A 14490-nucleotide genomic window follows, 5' to 3' on the forward strand; every position below is an offset into this window, starting at 1 on the left:
CATGCCGAGATTTCGGAACCTCGGGGGCGGGGACGAGGCCCGCGCCAGGCGCCCCCCCCCCCGCATGCGGAAGGGCCCCGCACGCGCAGCGTGCGGGGCCCTTCGAACAGGAAGGACTGCTCAGAAGTCCATGCCACCCGTCGGGTCGCCGGCCGGAGCGGCCGCGGCACGCTCGGGCTTGTCGGCGACGACGACCTCGGTCGTCAGGAACAGACCAGCGATCGACGCAGCGTTCTGCAGCGCCGAGCGCGTGACCTTGGCCGGGTCGATGATGCCCGCGGCGATGAGGTCGACGTACTCGCCGGTCGCGGCGTTGAGGCCCCAACCTGCTTCGAGCTCGCGGACCTTGGCGGCCACGACACCCGGCTCGAGACCGGCGTTCAGCGCGATCTGCTTGAGCGGTGCGTCGATGGCGACGCGGACGATGTTCGCACCGGTCGCCTCGTCACCCTCGAGGGTGAGTGCGTCGAGCGCGACCTTGCCGGCCTGGATGAGGGCGACGCCACCACCGGCGACGATGCCCTCTTCGACGGCAGCCTTCGCGTTGCGGACGGCGTCCTCGATGCGGTGCTTGCGCTCCTTGAGCTCGACCTCGGTCGCGGCACCCGCCTTGATGACGGCGACGCCACCGGCGAGCTTCGCGAGGCGCTCCTGGAGCTTCTCGCGGTCGTAGTCGGAGTCGGTCGCGTCGATCTCGGCGCGGATCTGACGGACACGGCCGGCGATCTGCTCGGCGTCGCCGGCACCCTCGACGATCGTGGTCTCGTCCTTGGTGATGACGACCTTGCGGGCACGACCGAGCAGGTCGAGCGTCGCGTTCTCGAGCTTGAGGCCGACCTCTTCGGAGATGACCTGGCCACCGGTCAGGATCGCGATGTCCTGCAGCATGGCCTTGCGGCGGTCACCGAAGCCCGGGGCCTTGACGGCGACGGACTTGAAGATGCCGCGGATCTTGTTCACGACGAGCGTGGCCAGGGCCTCGCCGTCGACGTCCTCGGCGATGATCAGGAGCTGCTTGCCCGCCTGGATCACCTTGTCGACGACCGGCAGGAGGTCCTTGATGTTCGAGATCTTCGAGTTGACGATCAGGATGTAGGCGTCCTCGAAGACGGCTTCCTGACGCTCGGGGTCGGTGACGAAGTACTGCGACAGGTAGCCCTTGTCGAAGCGCATGCCCTCGGTCAGCTCGAGCTCGGTGCCGAAGGTGTTCGACTCCTCGACGGTGACGACACCTTCCTTGCCGACCTTGTCGATGGCCTCGGCGATGAGTGCGCCGATGGTCGGGTCTGCGGCCGAGATCGACGCGGTCGCGGCGATCTGGTCCTTGGTCTCGATGTCCTTCGCGTTGGCGAGGAGCTGGTCGGAGACGGCGGAGACGGCCTTCTCGATGCCGCGCTTGAGCGACACGGGGTCGGCGCCTGCGGCGACGTTGCGGAGGCCCTCGCGGACGAGTGCCTGGGCGAGGACGGTCGCGGTGGTCGTACCGTCACCGGCGACGTCGTCGGTCTTCTTGGCGACCTCCTTGACGAGCTCCGCGCCGATCTTCTCGTACGGGTCGTCGAGCTCGATCTCCTTGGCGATGGAGACACCGTCGTTCGTGATCGTGGGGGCGCCCCACTTCTTCTCGAGGACGACGTTGCGGCCGCGCGGGCCGAGCGTCACCTTCACGGCGTCGGCCAGCTGGTTCAGGCCGCGCTCGAGGCCACGGCGGGCCTCCTCGTCGAAAGCAATGATCTTAGCCATGTGAGTTCTCGTCCCTCCCGGACGTCGTGGGGTCGTGCTGGCACTCAACGTGAGCGAGTGCCAACGCCGATTCTGGCACTCGCCCGGTGCGAGTGCAACACGATCGGGAGGCTCGTCACGTCTTCCCAGGACACGCTCCGCCAACAGCGCACCCCGACCACCGCCACGGACCGCCCGCCACGCACGTCATGCAGCGCGGGCCGCGCACGACGAACGCGCCGCCCCTGACGGGACGGCGCGTTCGCGATGAGTGTCGTGCGTTCAGGCCGGTCGGACTGCCTCCGCCTGCGGGCCCTTCGACCCGGTGCCGACGTCGAACACCACTGCCTGGCCCTCCTCGAGGACCTTGTAACCCGACATGTCGATGGCCGAGTAGTGCACGAACACGTCCTGGCCTCCTCCATCGACGGTGATGAAGCCGAAGCCCTTTTCAGCGTTGAACCACTTCACGGTTCCGTTGGCCATGATCTCTTGCTCCCTGGTACTGCCGTGCGAACGACGTGTTCGCCGTCTGCAAGGGACTCTGCTCGAAGCGCGCCGATCCGGCAAGAGGTGTGACGTTGTTTCACGTCGATTCCGTCAGAAATCAACGTGCCCGAAACACGACCGTCACAAATGCGGGCGGGGAGCGCCCGCGGAATGCGGATCAGCCGGTGTAGTCGGCTCCGAGCACGACGCTCACGTCGGCGTTCGGGAACGCCGTCGACTGCTGCACGGCGGTGACCCCGAGCTGCTTCGCGATGCCCTGCGCGACCGCCGCCTGTGCGGCCTGCTGGTAGTACACGACCGTCGAGGTCGACCCGGTCGTGCCGGCGTCCCCGGTCGAGGCGACTCCCCAGCCGGCACCGGTCAGCGCCGCGCTGGCCCGGGCAGCGAGGCCGGAGGTGGTCGTGCCGTTCAGGACGACGACGGTGGTCGTGCCCTGCTGGGCCGGTGTCGCAGCGGCAGCGCCGGCGTCGCCGGCACCGGTTCCTGCCGACGCGGACGGAGCAGCCGACGCGGACGGCTTCGCGGTCGCCGACGACGTCGCCGATGCCGATCCCGAGGGCGAGTCCGACCCGCTGAACGAGTAGCTGCCGTTCAGGAGCGCGAGGGCGAGCACGCCGATGCCGACGAGCACACCGGTGGCGAGTGCCGCCCAGGCGAACGCGATCCAGCCACGGCCACGGCGCTGGGCACCGCGGTGTGCGCCGACCCGGGGGCCGTCGGCGACGTCGTCGAACCGGTCACGGGGGAATCTGGTGCTCATCGTTCCTCTTCACGTCCTTCGGGAGCAGCACCGGGCGCGACGAAGCTGCGCGTCGCCCGGGCGCTGGTGCGCGCATGTCGGAGCCGCTGCAGCCTGGTGACGAGCTGCGGGTCGTACGCGAGTGCCGCGGGCGAGTCGATGACGCGGTTCAGCACCTGGTAGTAGCGCGCCGCCGACATCTCGAACTCGACCCGGATCTCCGCTTCCTTCGTGCGGTCGTGCCGTGCCCGGTCGTGCTCGAACGACAGCACACGCTGCGCGAGCTCGCTGAGCTGGTCAGCGCGGTGCTGGTCAGCGCGGTGCTCGTCAGCGCGGTGCTCGTCGGTGGGGCTGGTCACGGCGGTTCCGATCACGTATCGGGGAACGGGTCTCGCACATCGTAGGGGCGGAGCGCATCCGGACCCTGGCACGGCGCTGGACTGTCGCGAACACCGGTCACAGGTTCGGGTCGCGGAACCAGCGCACGCGCGTGCCGAACGGGTCCGAGACGGCGACCGCGGTGCCGTCGATCGAGGCCGTGGCGAAGGCGTCCGGATCTGCGGGGTCGACGTCGTCGGGCAGCGTCGCCGCCACACCGCGCAGGATCCCGGTGCGTTCGAGCGCGATCCAGTGCACGCCGCGTTCGCGGACGCGGTCCACGAACCGCTGGCGCTCGGCACCCGGCACGTAGACCAGGGTGCCGGTGGTCAGCACGACCGGCTCCACGTCGTCCGGCAGGGCGTCCAGTGCGCGGTCGAGGTCACCCGGCAGCGTGCCCCGGATCCGCACGGGAGGCACGGCGAGCGTCGCGCGCGCCGCCTCGCGCATCAGGGCGATCCGGTCCGTCGCCTCGGGCGGGACGGCCTCGACCAACCGGTCGAACGCGCCGGGTGCGGCGAGGTCGATCGGGTTCGGGTCGAGGGCGATCCGCGCGCCGATCCGGATCGGCCTGCTCGCCGGAGCCGGAAGGGCCCCGGAGACGTCCGCGACGAGACGGACCGCGGGTTCGCCGACCGCCGTGTGCATCCGGACGAGCTCGGTGCGCACCCCACCGTGGTCGTCGCGCCCCGAGGAGTCGGGGCGCGACGACAGCACCGGGGCGCGTTCCGCCGGCACCCGGGACTCCGACGTCCGGTGGTCGAGCGTCACCCGGTCCGGGATCGAGCAGAGCGACGCCGCCGCGCCGGCGTCGACGAGACCGAGCGGCCGCGAGGCCCGCTCGGCGAGCGCCGCGAACAGCGGGACGACGGGACCGAGCCGCCGCGGGTCGTTGGCCTGCACCGTGGCGGAGGCGAGGGCCGCGACCAGGGCGGGGCGGGCCTCCCGACCGATCGCGCGCAGCGCACCGGGGTCCGACGGGTCCGCACCCAGCCGCCGCGCGACCGCGAAGAGGAGTTCCGGCTGCCGCTGCTGCTCCGCGACCTCGTCGAGGAGCGCGACCAACGCAGGGTCGAGCGACCGCGCCCAGGCGGCGTAGGACGGGGACACGGCCTCGATGCGGTCGGCGTAGGCGGCGTACCGGCCGAGGGTGTCCATCAGCGCCCCGGGCGGTGCATGCCGACGTGCCGGATGCCGGCTTCGTCGTAGGGCGCCCCGAACCGGACGAAGCCGTGGCGTTCGTAGAGCGCGGCGACGTACTCCTGGGCGTGCAGGACGACGGTTTCGTGCCCGTGGGCCGCGAGCACGGCGGCGACGAGCCGGCCGGCGATGCCCTGCCCACGGTGGTCGGGGTGCGTCGCGACCCGGCCGATCGCCCAGGACGGCGGCGGTGCGTCGGCCGGGTGTTCTTCGTCCGCAGCCGGTCGGATCAGGCGCAGGTACCCAACCGCTTCGGTGTCCGTACCGAACCACCAGTGCTCGGTCTCGGGCTCGCGGTCACGGCCGTCGAAGTCCTCGGCCGTCACCCGTTGTTCGAGTGCGAAGACGCGGTTCCGGAGCACCACGATGCCGTACAGTTCGTCCGTCGTCAGACGGGTCCAGCGGGCGTGGCGCACGGAATGCTCGGACATCGTCGCGAGTTTACTGAAGTGGTCGGGAGTGCCCGGAAGAACCCGACCGGAAGCAGGAGGAAACAATGGCATACAACGTCGACAAGTCCGACGCCCAGTGGCGCGAGGATCTCTCCCCGGACCAGTACGCCGTCCTGCGTCAGGCGGGGACCGAACGGCCGTGGACCGGTGAACTCCTCGACGAGGAGCGTGCCGGCGTCTACACCTGTGCGGCCTGCGGCGCGGAGCTGTTCAAGAGCGGCACGAAGTTCGACTCCGGCTGCGGCTGGCCGTCGTTCTACGAATCGGTGAACCCCGACGCCGTGCAGCTGATCGACGACAAGTCGCTCGGCATGGTGCGCACCGAGGTCCGTTGCGCGAACTGCGGTTCGCACCTGGGCCACGTGTTCCCCGACGGCTTCGGCACGCCCACCGGCGACCGGTACTGCATGAACTCGATCTCGCTGAACTTCGCGGAGAAGCCGGCCGAGTGAGACCCCGACGCCCTCACCGGTAAGATGAGCGGCGTCAGCCGGCATGGCGCAATTGGTAGCGCACCGTACTTGTAATACGGGGGTTGCGGGTTCAAGTCCCGCTGCCGGCCCCACAGCCGCCGTCGGGCGGAACGATGCCCCGGGTGATCACTCATCCGGGGCATCGGCGCGTGTGGAACACGGATCAGGGAGTGTTCCGGGCGCTGGACGCGGTAACCAGCCGGTCGTGCGACGAGGATGACACCTCACCGAACCGTGCGTCCATACCCGGACCCCACATCAGCGCGAATCCGCACGAACGTGCACGGATCTTCAGCGTCCGCCCGTGATCTTGCGCTCTCGCTGGGCGACGCCCGCGGTGCCGTACGGGTAGTCGTCGATGCGCGGGGCGCTGGCGTCGGTGAGCTGCGTGAGCTCCGCGTCGGTCAGCACGAGGTCAGCTGCACCGAGGTTGTCCTCGAGCTGGGACACCGTCCGCGCGCCGAGGATCACGCTCGTCACCGCCGGCCGGGCGAGCAGCCAGGCGAGGGCGACCTGCGACCGCGAGGCGCCGTGCGCGTCGGCGACCGCGGACACCGCGTCGAGGACGGCCCAGGTGCGCTCGTCACCGTTCCGTGCTTCCCACGCCTCCATGCCGCGTGCCGGGTTCTCGCCGAGGCGGGTGGAGCCGGTGGGCGCCTCGTCGCGCTGGTACTTGCCGGACAGCCAGCCGCCGGCCAGGGGCGACCAGGGCAGCAGGCCGATCCCGGCGTCGAGGCTGGCGGGGACGATCTCGTGCTCGATGTCGCGGACGAGCAGGTTGTACTGCGGCTGCAGGGTGACCGGCGGCGCCCAACCGTGCGCCTTCGCCTCGTACACGGCCTTCGTGATCTGGTACCCGAGGTAGTTGGAGAACCCGTACGAGCCGATCTTGCCGGCGGAGACCGCGTCGTCGAGGAACCGGAGCGTCTCCTCGATCGGCGTCAGGGCGTCCCAGGCGTGCATCTGGTACAGGTCGATGTGGTCCACGCCGAGGCGCTCGAGCGAGGCGTCGAGGGCGACCCGGAGGTGCCGGCGCGACAGGCCGACGTCGTTCGGGCCGTCACCCTGCGGGAAGCGGCCCTTGGTGGCGAGCACGACCTGCTGCGCCTCGGTGGGGTGTGCGGCGAGCCAGCGGCCGATGATCCGCTCGGACTCGTTGCCCGAGTAGACATCGGCCGTGTCGATCAGGGTGCCGCCGGCCGCGACGAACGTGTCGATGATGGTGTGGGAGGTGGGTTCGTCGGCTTCGCTGCCGAACGTCATGGTGCCGAGGGTCAGCGTCGACACCGATGTCCCGCTGTTGCCGAGGAGTCTGTAGTCCATGGCGGGGACGGTACGCGCGGTGTCCGGTGACAGAGGGGACCTGCGAGTACCCGTCAGCGCGACGAGGACAGCGTGCGTCGGTCAGGAACGCAGGAACGCCAGCGCGGCTTCGCGGAACGCCCGCGACGTCGGTGCGTTGAAGTGGTTCCGCCCCGGGATCTCGAAGAACGACGCGTCCGGGGCCGCCTGCGCCAACCGCACGGCGCTGTCGCGGATGCCGTCCTCGCTGCCGGCCGCCATCAGGATCGGCTGCGCGGGGGCGTTGTCGGGCGTCGGCTCGATGCTGTTCCGCATCCCCTCGACCATCGCCACGAGCGCCGCGAGGTCGTTCCCCTCGACGTTCCCCGCCATGGTCAGGTAGCCGTTCGTCACGCGGTCCTCGATCGGTGTGCCGTCCGCCAGGTACGCCTTCGCCTGGTCGACCCGCACGCGGCGCATCGGGTCGGCGTCGGGGATCCCGCCGAAGACCGCGCGGGTGATGCGGTCCGGCAGCCGTTCGGCGGTGTGCCAGCCGACACGTGCGCCGAGCGAGTACCCGAGGAACGCGACCTCGTCGAGCAGGTACGTGTCGATCACGGTGGTGACGTCCGCCACGAGCAGGTCCATCGAGTACGCACCGGGGTCGCGCGGCTTCGCGCTCGCGCCGTGGCCGCGCTGGTCGAACGCCAGCACGCGGTACCCGGCGCGGACGAGGTCGCGGGTCCAGCCGGAGGCGTGCCAGTTCAGCACCGCACCGGAAGCGAACCCGTGCACCGCGACGACCGCGGGGGCGTCGGGATCGCCGAAGTCGTAGGTCGCGATCCGGAGGCCGTCGGGCGACATCACGATGCGGGGACGGGGCGCTTCGGGGACGAGTGACATGTCCCCTCCAGGGTACCGGGGCACTGTGGTGGCCATGGACGGCTACGGCGGTGACCAGATCCGGGCGGCAGAGCGGCCGCACCTCGACGCGGGTGAGCCCCTCATGCAACGAGCGGCCGACGGGCTGGCCCGCATCGTCGGCGACCTGCTCGACGATCCGGCCGTCCGGCCGGGCGACGGACCGGGGTCCGTCCTGCTGCTGGTGGGCAGCGGCGACAACGGCGGTGACGCCCTGTTCGCGGGTGCGCGGCTGGCGGCGGCCGGGAGGCACGTGGCGGTCCTGCGCGTCGGCTCACGCGTGCACGAGGCGGGCTTGGCAGCGGCGCTGGAAGGCGGGGTGCGCCTCCTTGAGGATCCTGCCGGACCGGAGGCTGCGGTGACGGACGCGGCAATCGACGCCGACCTGGTGCTCGACGCGATCCTCGGGATCGGGGTGCGGGGGCCTGCGGCCCTCCGCTCCCCCGCCCGCGAGGTCGTCGACGCCATCCGTGAACTCGCCCGCGACCAGCGCGCACCGTTCGTCGTCGCCGTCGACGTGCCGAGCGGCATCGACGTCGACACCGGCGGGATCGCGGACGACCACGTCCTGCACGCCGACGTCACGGTCACGTTCGGCGGGGTGAAGGCCGGGTTGCTGACGGGGCCGGCCGCCACCCTCGCGGGACGGATCGAGCTGGTGGACGTCGGGATCGGTGCGGACCTGGCGACGATGGAGCCGCTGGTCCGCACCTGACCCCGATCCGCAGCGCAGGGTCCCTCAGTGGTGCTGGTACAGAACCGGCTCCGGCAGGCCGTGCTCGGCGCGGATGCTCCGCGCGATGCCCTCGACGGCGATGAGCGCGTCCACCACGAGCTCCGGCGTGACCGGGAACGGCATGTTGTGGATGGTCTCGCCCTCGACGGTCGCGGCCTCGGCCACGGCGCGGAGTTCCGTCGTGTCGTCGACGGTCAGGCCGATCTCGGTCAGGGTGTTCGGCAGGCCGACCTTCGTGGTGAAGACGACGAAGTCCTCGATCTCCTCGGCCGGTGCGCCCTCGAGCACGAGCTGCGCGATCGTGCCGATGTTGACCTTCTGCCCGTGCGCCAGGCCGTGCGCCTGCGGAGCAGCGGTCAGTCCGTTGTGGATCGCGTGCGCTGCCGCCAGTCCGCCGGACTCGAACCCGAGGCCCGACAGCAGGGTGTTCGCCTCGACGACCTTCTCGAGGGCGGGCGTCACGACCTTGGCCTTCACCGCCTCGATGGCCTGCAGGGCGTTCTCGTGCAGCAGCTTCCAGGACAGCTCGGCGAGCGCGACGCCGGTCTCGGTCTGCAGCCCGCCGGCCATGGTGTCGGCGTTCGCACGCTTGGCGGCACGGGCCTCGACCCAGGTGGCCAGGGCGTCGCCGATGCCCGCGACCAGGAACTGGACGGGAGCGTTCGCGACGAGCTTCGTGTCGATGAGCACGAGGTCGGGGTTGTGCGGGAAGAACCGGTACTCGATGAACTCCCCTTCCTCGGAGTAGATCACCGCGAGCGCCGAGGTCGGGGCGTCGGTGCTCGCCGCCGTCGGGACACTCGCCCAGCGGATGCCGGCCAGGTGTCCGGAGGCCTTGGCCGCGTCGATCGCTGAACCGCCACCGAGCCCGACGACGACGTCCGCGTCGGTCGACCGGATCTGCTCGACGAGGTCGTCGACCGCCTTCGGAGTGGCGAAGCGACCGAAGCCGACCCGCTCGACCCGCAGGTCGGCCGCCTGGAAGCTCGTCGTCACCGCGGCCTCGACGATGCCCCACACGACGTCGTCGGCGACGATCAGGGGGCGCTTGCCGATGGGGGCGACGAACTCGCCGACGCGGGTGATCGCGTCCTTGCCCTGCACGTAGCGGGCGGGGCTCATCACGGTGCTGATGGGAGTGGCCATGGTTGCGGTTCCTTCCGGTTGTACGACACATGTCGGGGTCGCCGACGTCCCAGACGGTACGCGCGGGGCATGCGTGCGGCGTGCGAGTCCCGTGGGCCGTACATTCGGGGGCATGACGTTCAACGACGATTCGCAGCTCAAGGGCGGCAGGGTGAAGCGCCGGGGTCGGACGGCCGCGGTCGGCGGCGGTGCAGTCGGCGTCACGGCGATCGTCGTCTTCCTGATCGCGCAGTTCACGGGCTTCGACCTCAGCGGGTTCGTCGACGGCGGCAGCGGCACGACGCAGATCCAGCAGCAGGGCGAGACCGTGGACGCCGCGCCGGAGTGCCGCACCGGGCGAGACGCCAACCTCAAGGTCGAGTGCCGGATGGAGGGCGCCGCGGAGTCGCTCGACGGCTACTGGACGGCCGAGGCCCGGAAGCTCGGGATCTCGTACACGGCGCCGGACTTCTTCCTGTTCGACGGCTCGACCGACACGTCGTGCGGTCAGGCGTCCGCTGCTACCGGGCCCTTCTACTGCCCGCCGGACCGCGCGATCTACCTCGACACCGCGTTCTACGACGACCTGCAGTCGAAGTACGGGTCGTCGGGCGGGCCGCTCGCGCAGATGTACGTCGTCGCGCACGAGTGGGGCCACCACATCCAGCAGCTGCAGGGTGCCTTCGCGAGCACGGACCGTTCGGGCACCGGGGCGTCGTCCGGCAGTGTCCGCGTCGAGCTGCAGGCCGACTGCTACGCCGGCGCCTGGGTCGGCGACGCGGCGAACACCGAGGACGAGAGCGGCGAGACCTTCTTCGAGCCCATCAGTCGGTCCGAGATCGCCGATGCCCTGTCCGCCGCGAGCGCCGTGGGCGACGACAGCATCCAGGAGCGCTCGAGCGGCCGGGTCGACCCGGACTCCTTCACGCACGGGTCGAGCGAGCAGCGGCAGAAGTGGTTCGTCCGCGGCTACCAGCAGGGCGCGACGAGCTGCGACACGTTCAGCGTCCCCGGTTCGTCGCTGTAGCGATCAGCCCTTCGTCGGCGTGGGCGTCGGTGTCGCGCTCCGCGTGCGGGACGGCGTCGCGCTCGGCGTGGGGGTCGGGGTGGGCGTCGCCTCGGTGGCACCGGCCGCGGTGACCACGAAGGTGCGGAAGTCGTCGTTCGTGATCGGCGACGTGAGCTCGTACCGCTGCCCGTTGACGAGCACCAGTGGCGTGCCCGGGAAGTCGCTCAGTGTCGACCCGGGGATGTCCCCGCCGGACACCGCGGTCGTCTGCTCGTCGACCCACTTGCTGTAGTCCTGGTCGGCGATGCAGCTCGTGACGGCCCGGCGGTCCTGCAGGCCGGAGACCCCGGTGACGACCGTGGTGAGCTGCGCGTCGGTGAGCCCGGGTGTTCCTTCTTCCGGCTGCTCGGCGAAGAGCGCCTTGTTGACCGCGGAGAACTGGTCCGGCGAGTGCTCGGCGACGCAGGCCGCAGCGTTCGCCGCGCGGAGCGAGTACTTCGTGCCCTGCGAGCGGTTCGACAGGATCGCGACGGGGTGGATGTCGACGGTGGCGGCCCCGGAGTCGACGAGGCTCTCGATGTAGTCGCCGTTGGCCTGCTCGAACTCGCCGCAGGTCGGGCAGAGGTAGTCGACGTACAGCGTGATGCGCACCGTGCCCGCGCCGGCCGTGGTCGAGGCGCTCGGCGATGCACTGCTCGACGCGGTCACGGGCTTGAGCCCCTCGCCGAGGGTGATGCCGCCCTGCGACATCGTCGAGGGTCCGGGGCCTGCTGGCTTCACGGAGTCGACCAGGACGAGCGTGACGACGGCGGCCGCTGCGAGCAGGACGACACCGAGTCCGATCTGGAGTCCGAGCCGGGTTCCGCGCTGGCGGCGCTTCTGCTGTGTCCTGTGGCGCTGCGCTCGCTGTCGGGCGGCTTCGCGGCGCTCGTTCCGCGCGGCGCGGGCGTCACCCTCGGGGCGGTTGGTCATCGGTGCGTCGTCCTCCTGATCGGCGTCCGCACGACCTACCCCCGCTCGGCGGACGGACCCGGCGATTGTAGTGGGCCGCTCTGGGAACCACCCAACCACGCTCTGGGAACCGACCGGCCAGGTGGAAAACACTGGCGCACCCGCGAGAACTCGTGTTGTATGAACCTCGATGGTCGACGACGACCATCCGGGGCCCTCGCGGGCTGACCGCTTCACTCGGATCGTCCGGCACGTACCTGCCGGTGAAGAAAGGACCGAACGCTCATGGCGTCCGTCACCTATGACAAGGCAACCCGTCTCTACCCCGGAGGCAACCGTCCCGCGGTCGACTCCCTCGACCTGGACGTCGCCGACGGCGAGTTCCTCGTCCTCGTCGGCCCCTCGGGTTGTGGCAAGTCCACCTCGCTCCGCATGCTGGCCGGCCTCGAAGAGGTCAACTCCGGTCAGATCCGCATCGGCGACCGCGACGTCACGGACGTCCCGCCGAAGGACCGCGACATCGCGATGGTGTTCCAGAACTACGCGCTGTACCCGCACATGACCGTCGCCGAGAACATGGGCTTCGCGCTCAAGATCGCCGGTGTCGGCAAGGACGAGCGCGCCACCCGCGTGCAGGAGGCCGCCAAGCTCCTCGACCTCGAGGACTACCTCGGCCGCAAGCCGAAGGCGCTCTCCGGTGGTCAGCGTCAGCGCGTCGCGATGGGCCGTGCGATCGTCCGTCAGCCGCAGGTGTTCCTCATGGACGAGCCGCTGTCGAACCTCGACGCCAAGCTCCGCGTCCAGACCCGTACGCAGATCGCGTCGCTCCAGCGTCGTCTCGGTGTCACCACGGTCTACGTCACGCACGACCAGACCGAGGCACTGACCATGGGTGACCGCATCGCGGTGCTCAAGGACGGCATCCTGCAGCAGGTCGGCACGCCGCGCGACCTGTACGAGAAGCCGAACAACGTCTTCGTCGCGGGCTTCATCGGCTCGCCGGCGATGAACCTGCTGCCGGCCGACGTCGTCGAGGGCGGCATCAAGTTCGGCACGCTCAACCACGCGATCGACCGCGACACGCTCTCCAACGCGCGTTCCGCCCAGATCACCGTGGGCATCCGCCCCGAGGACGTCGTCGTGGCGCAGTCGGGCGAAGGCCTGCCGGTCACGGTCGACGTGGTCGAGGAACTCGGCGCCGACGGCTACCTCTACGGTCACGCCGACGTCAAGGGCACGCGCGTCGACATCGTCGCCCGCGTGGACGGCCGTTCGCACCCGTCGATCGGTGACACCATCGTGGTGACGCCGAAGTCGGGCCACGTGCACGCCTTCGACACCGAGTCGGGCGAGCGCCTGGACGACAAGGCCGTCGTCAGCGCGTAACCGAAGCGCACTCCCCGAGAGCCCGCGCCGCCTCACAAGGGCGGGTCGCGGGCTCTCGGCTGTCCCCCACGACACCGAAGGATCCACCGTGCCCGACTCGATGTCCATCACCGCAGCAACCGTCGACCCCGGCCTGCTCGACCTGCCGTGGGACCTGCCGCTGGCGGACTGGCCGGACGAGACCATCGTGGCCCTGCCGAAGGGCATCTCACGGCACCTGGTGCGCTTCGTGCACCTGAGTGGGTACGTCGCCGCCGTGAAGGAGACGGGCGAGGAGATCGCGCGCTCCGAGTACGAGATGCTCCGCACGCTGCAGCGCATGGACGTGCCGTGCGTCGACCCCGTCGCCGTCATCACCGGTCGGGTCGACGCGGACGGCGAGCAGCTGCACCCCGTGCTCGTGACGCGGCACCTGCGCTTCTCGCTGCCGTACCGCGCGCTGTACTCGCAGACCCTGCGCCCGGAGACCGCGACCCGTCTCGTCGACGCCCTCGCGTTGCTGCTCGTCCGGCTGCACGTCATCGGCTTCTACTGGGGCGACGTGTCGCTCTCGAACACGCTCTTCCGTCGCGACGCGGGCTCGTTCGCCGCGTACCTGGTCGACGCCGAGACCGGCAAGCTCTACCCCGGTGGTCTGTCGAACGGGCAGCGCGAGAACGACCTCGAGGTCGCGCGCGTGAACATCGCCGGCGAGCTCCTCGACCTCGAGGCGGGCGGCCGGCTCGACGAGAACGCCGACCCCGTCGACGTCTCCAACCGGATCGTCGCGCAGTACCGGACGCTCTGGACCGAGCTCACGGGCACCGAGCAGTTCGACATCAAGGAACGCTGGCGCATCAACGACCGCGTCGAGCGGCTCAACGAGCTCGGCTTCGACATCGAGGAGCTCTCGATCCACACGACCGAGGGCGGTTCGCAGGTGCGGATCCAGCCGAAGGTCGTCGACGCCGGACACCACCAGCGACGCCTGCTGCGGCTGACCGGCCTGGACGCCGGCGAGAACCAGGCCCGACGCCTGCTCAACGACCTCGACTCGTACCGGGCACGCAACGGCCGCGACGAGCTCGACGAGGAGATGGTGGCGCACGAGTGGGTCTCGCGGGTCTTCGAGCCCGTGGTCCGCTCGATCCCCCGTGACCTGCGCGGTCGCCTCGAGCCCGCCGAGGTCTTCCACGAGCTGCTCGAGCACCGCTGGTTCATGTCACAGGAAGAGGAGCGGTCGGTCTCGCTGCCCGAGGCCACCACGGCGTACATCAACGACGTGCTGCGCCACCGCCGCGACGAGCGCCTGCTCATCAACCCGCCGACGTCGTCGATGACGCTGCCGATCCCCGTGGTCGACGACGCGGACCCCGCGGACGACGACGCCGACGTCCAGGACTGGCGCAGCACCGTCTGACCCGCCCGCGCCCGCGCGCCCGCCTCCGTCCCGCGCCGTTCCGCCGAGGTTCCGAAATCTCGGAACCTCGACACGCAAGACGGCCGTGTGCGGAACCCCGGCACAACGCACGCGGCGAGTCGTGGAACCTCAGCACGACGCACGCGGCGCGTCGAGGAACCTGACGGACGCACAGGAGGCCCGGTGCCGGTCTCGCGGACCGGCACCG

Annotated in this window: 15 protein-coding genes and 1 tRNA gene; 6 read left to right on the forward strand and 10 right to left on the reverse strand. The window is 70.6% G+C overall.

The features are described 5' to 3' along the window. Nucleotides 1-120: 120 nt before the first annotated feature. The 6 genes from groL to EDF40_RS16375 form a co-directional block, all read right to left on the reverse strand. Nucleotides 121-1743, reverse strand: coding sequence for a chaperonin GroEL (groL, locus tag EDF40_RS16350; protein WP_111085221.1), 1623 nt, complete (start codon nt 1741-1743; stop codon nt 121-123). 261 nt (nt 1744-2004) lie between these two features. Beyond that, the gene (locus EDF40_RS16355; RefSeq protein ID WP_111085222.1) at nt 2005-2208 is read right to left on the reverse strand and encodes a cold-shock protein; all 204 of its coding nucleotides are present in this window, start codon (nt 2206-2208) and stop codon (nt 2005-2007) included. A 181-nt stretch (nt 2209-2389) separates the two neighbouring features. Beyond that, the gene (locus tag EDF40_RS16360; protein ID WP_123340890.1) at nt 2390-2992 is read right to left on the reverse strand and encodes a LytR C-terminal domain-containing protein; all 603 of its coding nucleotides are present in this window, start codon (nt 2990-2992) and stop codon (nt 2390-2392) included. Continuing rightward, complete coding sequence (locus EDF40_RS16365; RefSeq protein ID WP_123341001.1) at nt 2989-3330, reverse strand: DUF3263 domain-containing protein; 342 nt, start codon at nt 3328-3330, stop codon at nt 2989-2991. The genes EDF40_RS16360 and EDF40_RS16365 overlap by 4 nt, the downstream gene beginning before the upstream one ends. 97 nt (nt 3331-3427) lie before the next feature. Beyond that, a complete protein-coding gene (locus tag EDF40_RS16370; RefSeq protein ID WP_123340891.1) occupies nt 3428-4507 on the reverse strand; it encodes a DUF2332 family protein in 1080 nt (359 codons plus the stop codon). After that, nucleotides 4507-4980, reverse strand: coding sequence for a GNAT family N-acetyltransferase (locus EDF40_RS16375; RefSeq protein WP_185003151.1), 474 nt, complete (start codon nt 4978-4980; stop codon nt 4507-4509). The genes EDF40_RS16370 and EDF40_RS16375 overlap by 1 nt, the downstream gene beginning before the upstream one ends. Before the next feature lie 65 nt (nt 4981-5045). On the opposite strand from EDF40_RS16375, the gene msrB reads away from it, so the two are divergent. Then, nucleotides 5046-5453: a peptide-methionine (R)-S-oxide reductase MsrB gene (gene msrB, locus EDF40_RS16380; RefSeq protein ID WP_123340893.1), complete on the forward strand. Its 408-nt coding sequence runs from the start codon at nt 5046-5048 to the stop codon at nt 5451-5453. Nucleotides 5454-5490: 37 nt separating this feature from the next. After that, a tRNA-Thr gene (locus EDF40_RS16385) sits at nt 5491-5566 on the forward strand. Between the two features lie 199 nt (nt 5567-5765). On the opposite strand, the gene EDF40_RS16390 is transcribed toward EDF40_RS16385, so the two are convergent. Together EDF40_RS16390 and EDF40_RS16395 are read right to left on the reverse strand one after the other, a co-directional pair. Next, on the reverse strand, nt 5766-6797 hold the full coding sequence (locus tag EDF40_RS16390) for an aldo/keto reductase (RefSeq protein WP_123340894.1): 1032 nt from the start codon (nt 6795-6797) through the stop codon (nt 5766-5768). 81 nt (nt 6798-6878) lie between these two features. Beyond that, nucleotides 6879-7658, reverse strand: coding sequence for an alpha/beta fold hydrolase (locus EDF40_RS16395; protein WP_111085229.1), 780 nt, complete (start codon nt 7656-7658; stop codon nt 6879-6881). Between the two features lie 34 nt (nt 7659-7692). On the opposite strand from EDF40_RS16395, the gene EDF40_RS16400 reads away from it, so the two are divergent. After that, nucleotides 7693-8391, forward strand: a complete 699-nt coding sequence (locus tag EDF40_RS16400) for an NAD(P)H-hydrate epimerase (RefSeq protein ID WP_123341002.1) — start codon at nt 7693-7695, stop codon at nt 8389-8391. Nucleotides 8392-8415: 24 nt separating this feature from the next. Here the strand turns inward: EDF40_RS16400 and EDF40_RS16405 are convergent, their stop codons facing one another. Next, nucleotides 8416-9558: a glycerol dehydrogenase gene (locus EDF40_RS16405; RefSeq protein WP_123340895.1), complete on the reverse strand. Its 1143-nt coding sequence runs from the start codon at nt 9556-9558 to the stop codon at nt 8416-8418. A 112-nt stretch (nt 9559-9670) separates the two neighbouring features. Between EDF40_RS16405 and EDF40_RS16410 the strand changes: the two genes are divergently transcribed. After that, complete coding sequence (locus EDF40_RS16410) at nt 9671-10564, forward strand: neutral zinc metallopeptidase (RefSeq protein WP_123340896.1); 894 nt, start codon at nt 9671-9673, stop codon at nt 10562-10564. Nucleotides 10565-10567: 3 nt separating this feature from the next. On the opposite strand, the gene EDF40_RS16415 is transcribed toward EDF40_RS16410, so the two are convergent. After that, nucleotides 10568-11518, reverse strand: a complete 951-nt coding sequence (locus tag EDF40_RS16415) for a thioredoxin domain-containing protein (RefSeq protein ID WP_123340897.1) — start codon at nt 11516-11518, stop codon at nt 10568-10570. A gap of 264 nt (nt 11519-11782) precedes the next feature. Between EDF40_RS16415 and EDF40_RS16420 the strand changes: the two genes are divergently transcribed. Together EDF40_RS16420 and EDF40_RS16425 are read left to right on the forward strand one after the other, a co-directional pair. Then, nucleotides 11783-12883, forward strand: a complete 1101-nt coding sequence (locus tag EDF40_RS16420; protein ID WP_123293301.1) for an ABC transporter ATP-binding protein — start codon at nt 11783-11785, stop codon at nt 12881-12883. An 88-nt stretch (nt 12884-12971) separates the two neighbouring features. Beyond that, entirely contained in the window at nt 12972-14282 is a 1311-nt protein-coding gene (locus EDF40_RS16425) for a DUF4032 domain-containing protein (RefSeq protein WP_123340898.1), read from the forward strand. Nucleotides 14283-14490 lie beyond the last annotated feature (208 nt).

The sequence above is a fragment of the Curtobacterium sp. PhB170 genome (assembly GCF_003752345.1).
In the GTDB taxonomy this organism is placed as follows: domain Bacteria; phylum Actinomycetota; class Actinomycetes; order Actinomycetales; family Microbacteriaceae; genus Curtobacterium.

Excerpts from the sequence above, each read along its gene's own strand:
- EDF40_RS16410 (WP_123340896.1), top strand. The coding sequence starts at position 9,671 with ATGACGTTCAACGACGATTCGCAGCTCAAGGGCGGCAGGGTGAAGCGC.
- groL (WP_111085221.1), bottom strand. The coding sequence starts at position 1,743 with ATGGCTAAGATCATTGCTTTCGACGAGGAGGCCCGCCGTGGCCTCGAG.
- EDF40_RS16415 (WP_123340897.1), bottom strand. The coding sequence starts at position 11,518 with ATGACCAACCGCCCCGAGGGTGACGCCCGCGCCGCGCGGAACGAGCGC.
- EDF40_RS16400 (WP_123341002.1), top strand. The coding sequence starts at position 7,693 with ATGGACGGCTACGGCGGTGACCAGATCCGGGCGGCAGAGCGGCCGCAC.
- EDF40_RS16420 (WP_123293301.1), top strand. The coding sequence starts at position 11,783 with ATGGCGTCCGTCACCTATGACAAGGCAACCCGTCTCTACCCCGGAGGC.
- EDF40_RS16375 (WP_185003151.1), bottom strand. The coding sequence starts at position 4,980 with ATGTCCGAGCATTCCGTGCGCCACGCCCGCTGGACCCGTCTGACGACG.
- EDF40_RS16395 (WP_111085229.1), bottom strand. The coding sequence starts at position 7,658 with ATGTCACTCGTCCCCGAAGCGCCCCGTCCCCGCATCGTGATGTCGCCC.
- EDF40_RS16370 (WP_123340891.1), bottom strand. The coding sequence starts at position 4,507 with ATGGACACCCTCGGCCGGTACGCCGCCTACGCCGACCGCATCGAGGCC.
- EDF40_RS16390 (WP_123340894.1), bottom strand. The coding sequence starts at position 6,797 with ATGGACTACAGACTCCTCGGCAACAGCGGGACATCGGTGTCGACGCTG.
- msrB (WP_123340893.1), top strand. The coding sequence starts at position 5,046 with ATGGCATACAACGTCGACAAGTCCGACGCCCAGTGGCGCGAGGATCTC.
- EDF40_RS16405 (WP_123340895.1), bottom strand. The coding sequence starts at position 9,558 with ATGGCCACTCCCATCAGCACCGTGATGAGCCCCGCCCGCTACGTGCAG.
- EDF40_RS16355 (WP_111085222.1), bottom strand. The coding sequence starts at position 2,208 with ATGGCCAACGGAACCGTGAAGTGGTTCAACGCTGAAAAGGGCTTCGGC.
- EDF40_RS16360 (WP_123340890.1), bottom strand. The coding sequence starts at position 2,992 with ATGAGCACCAGATTCCCCCGTGACCGGTTCGACGACGTCGCCGACGGC.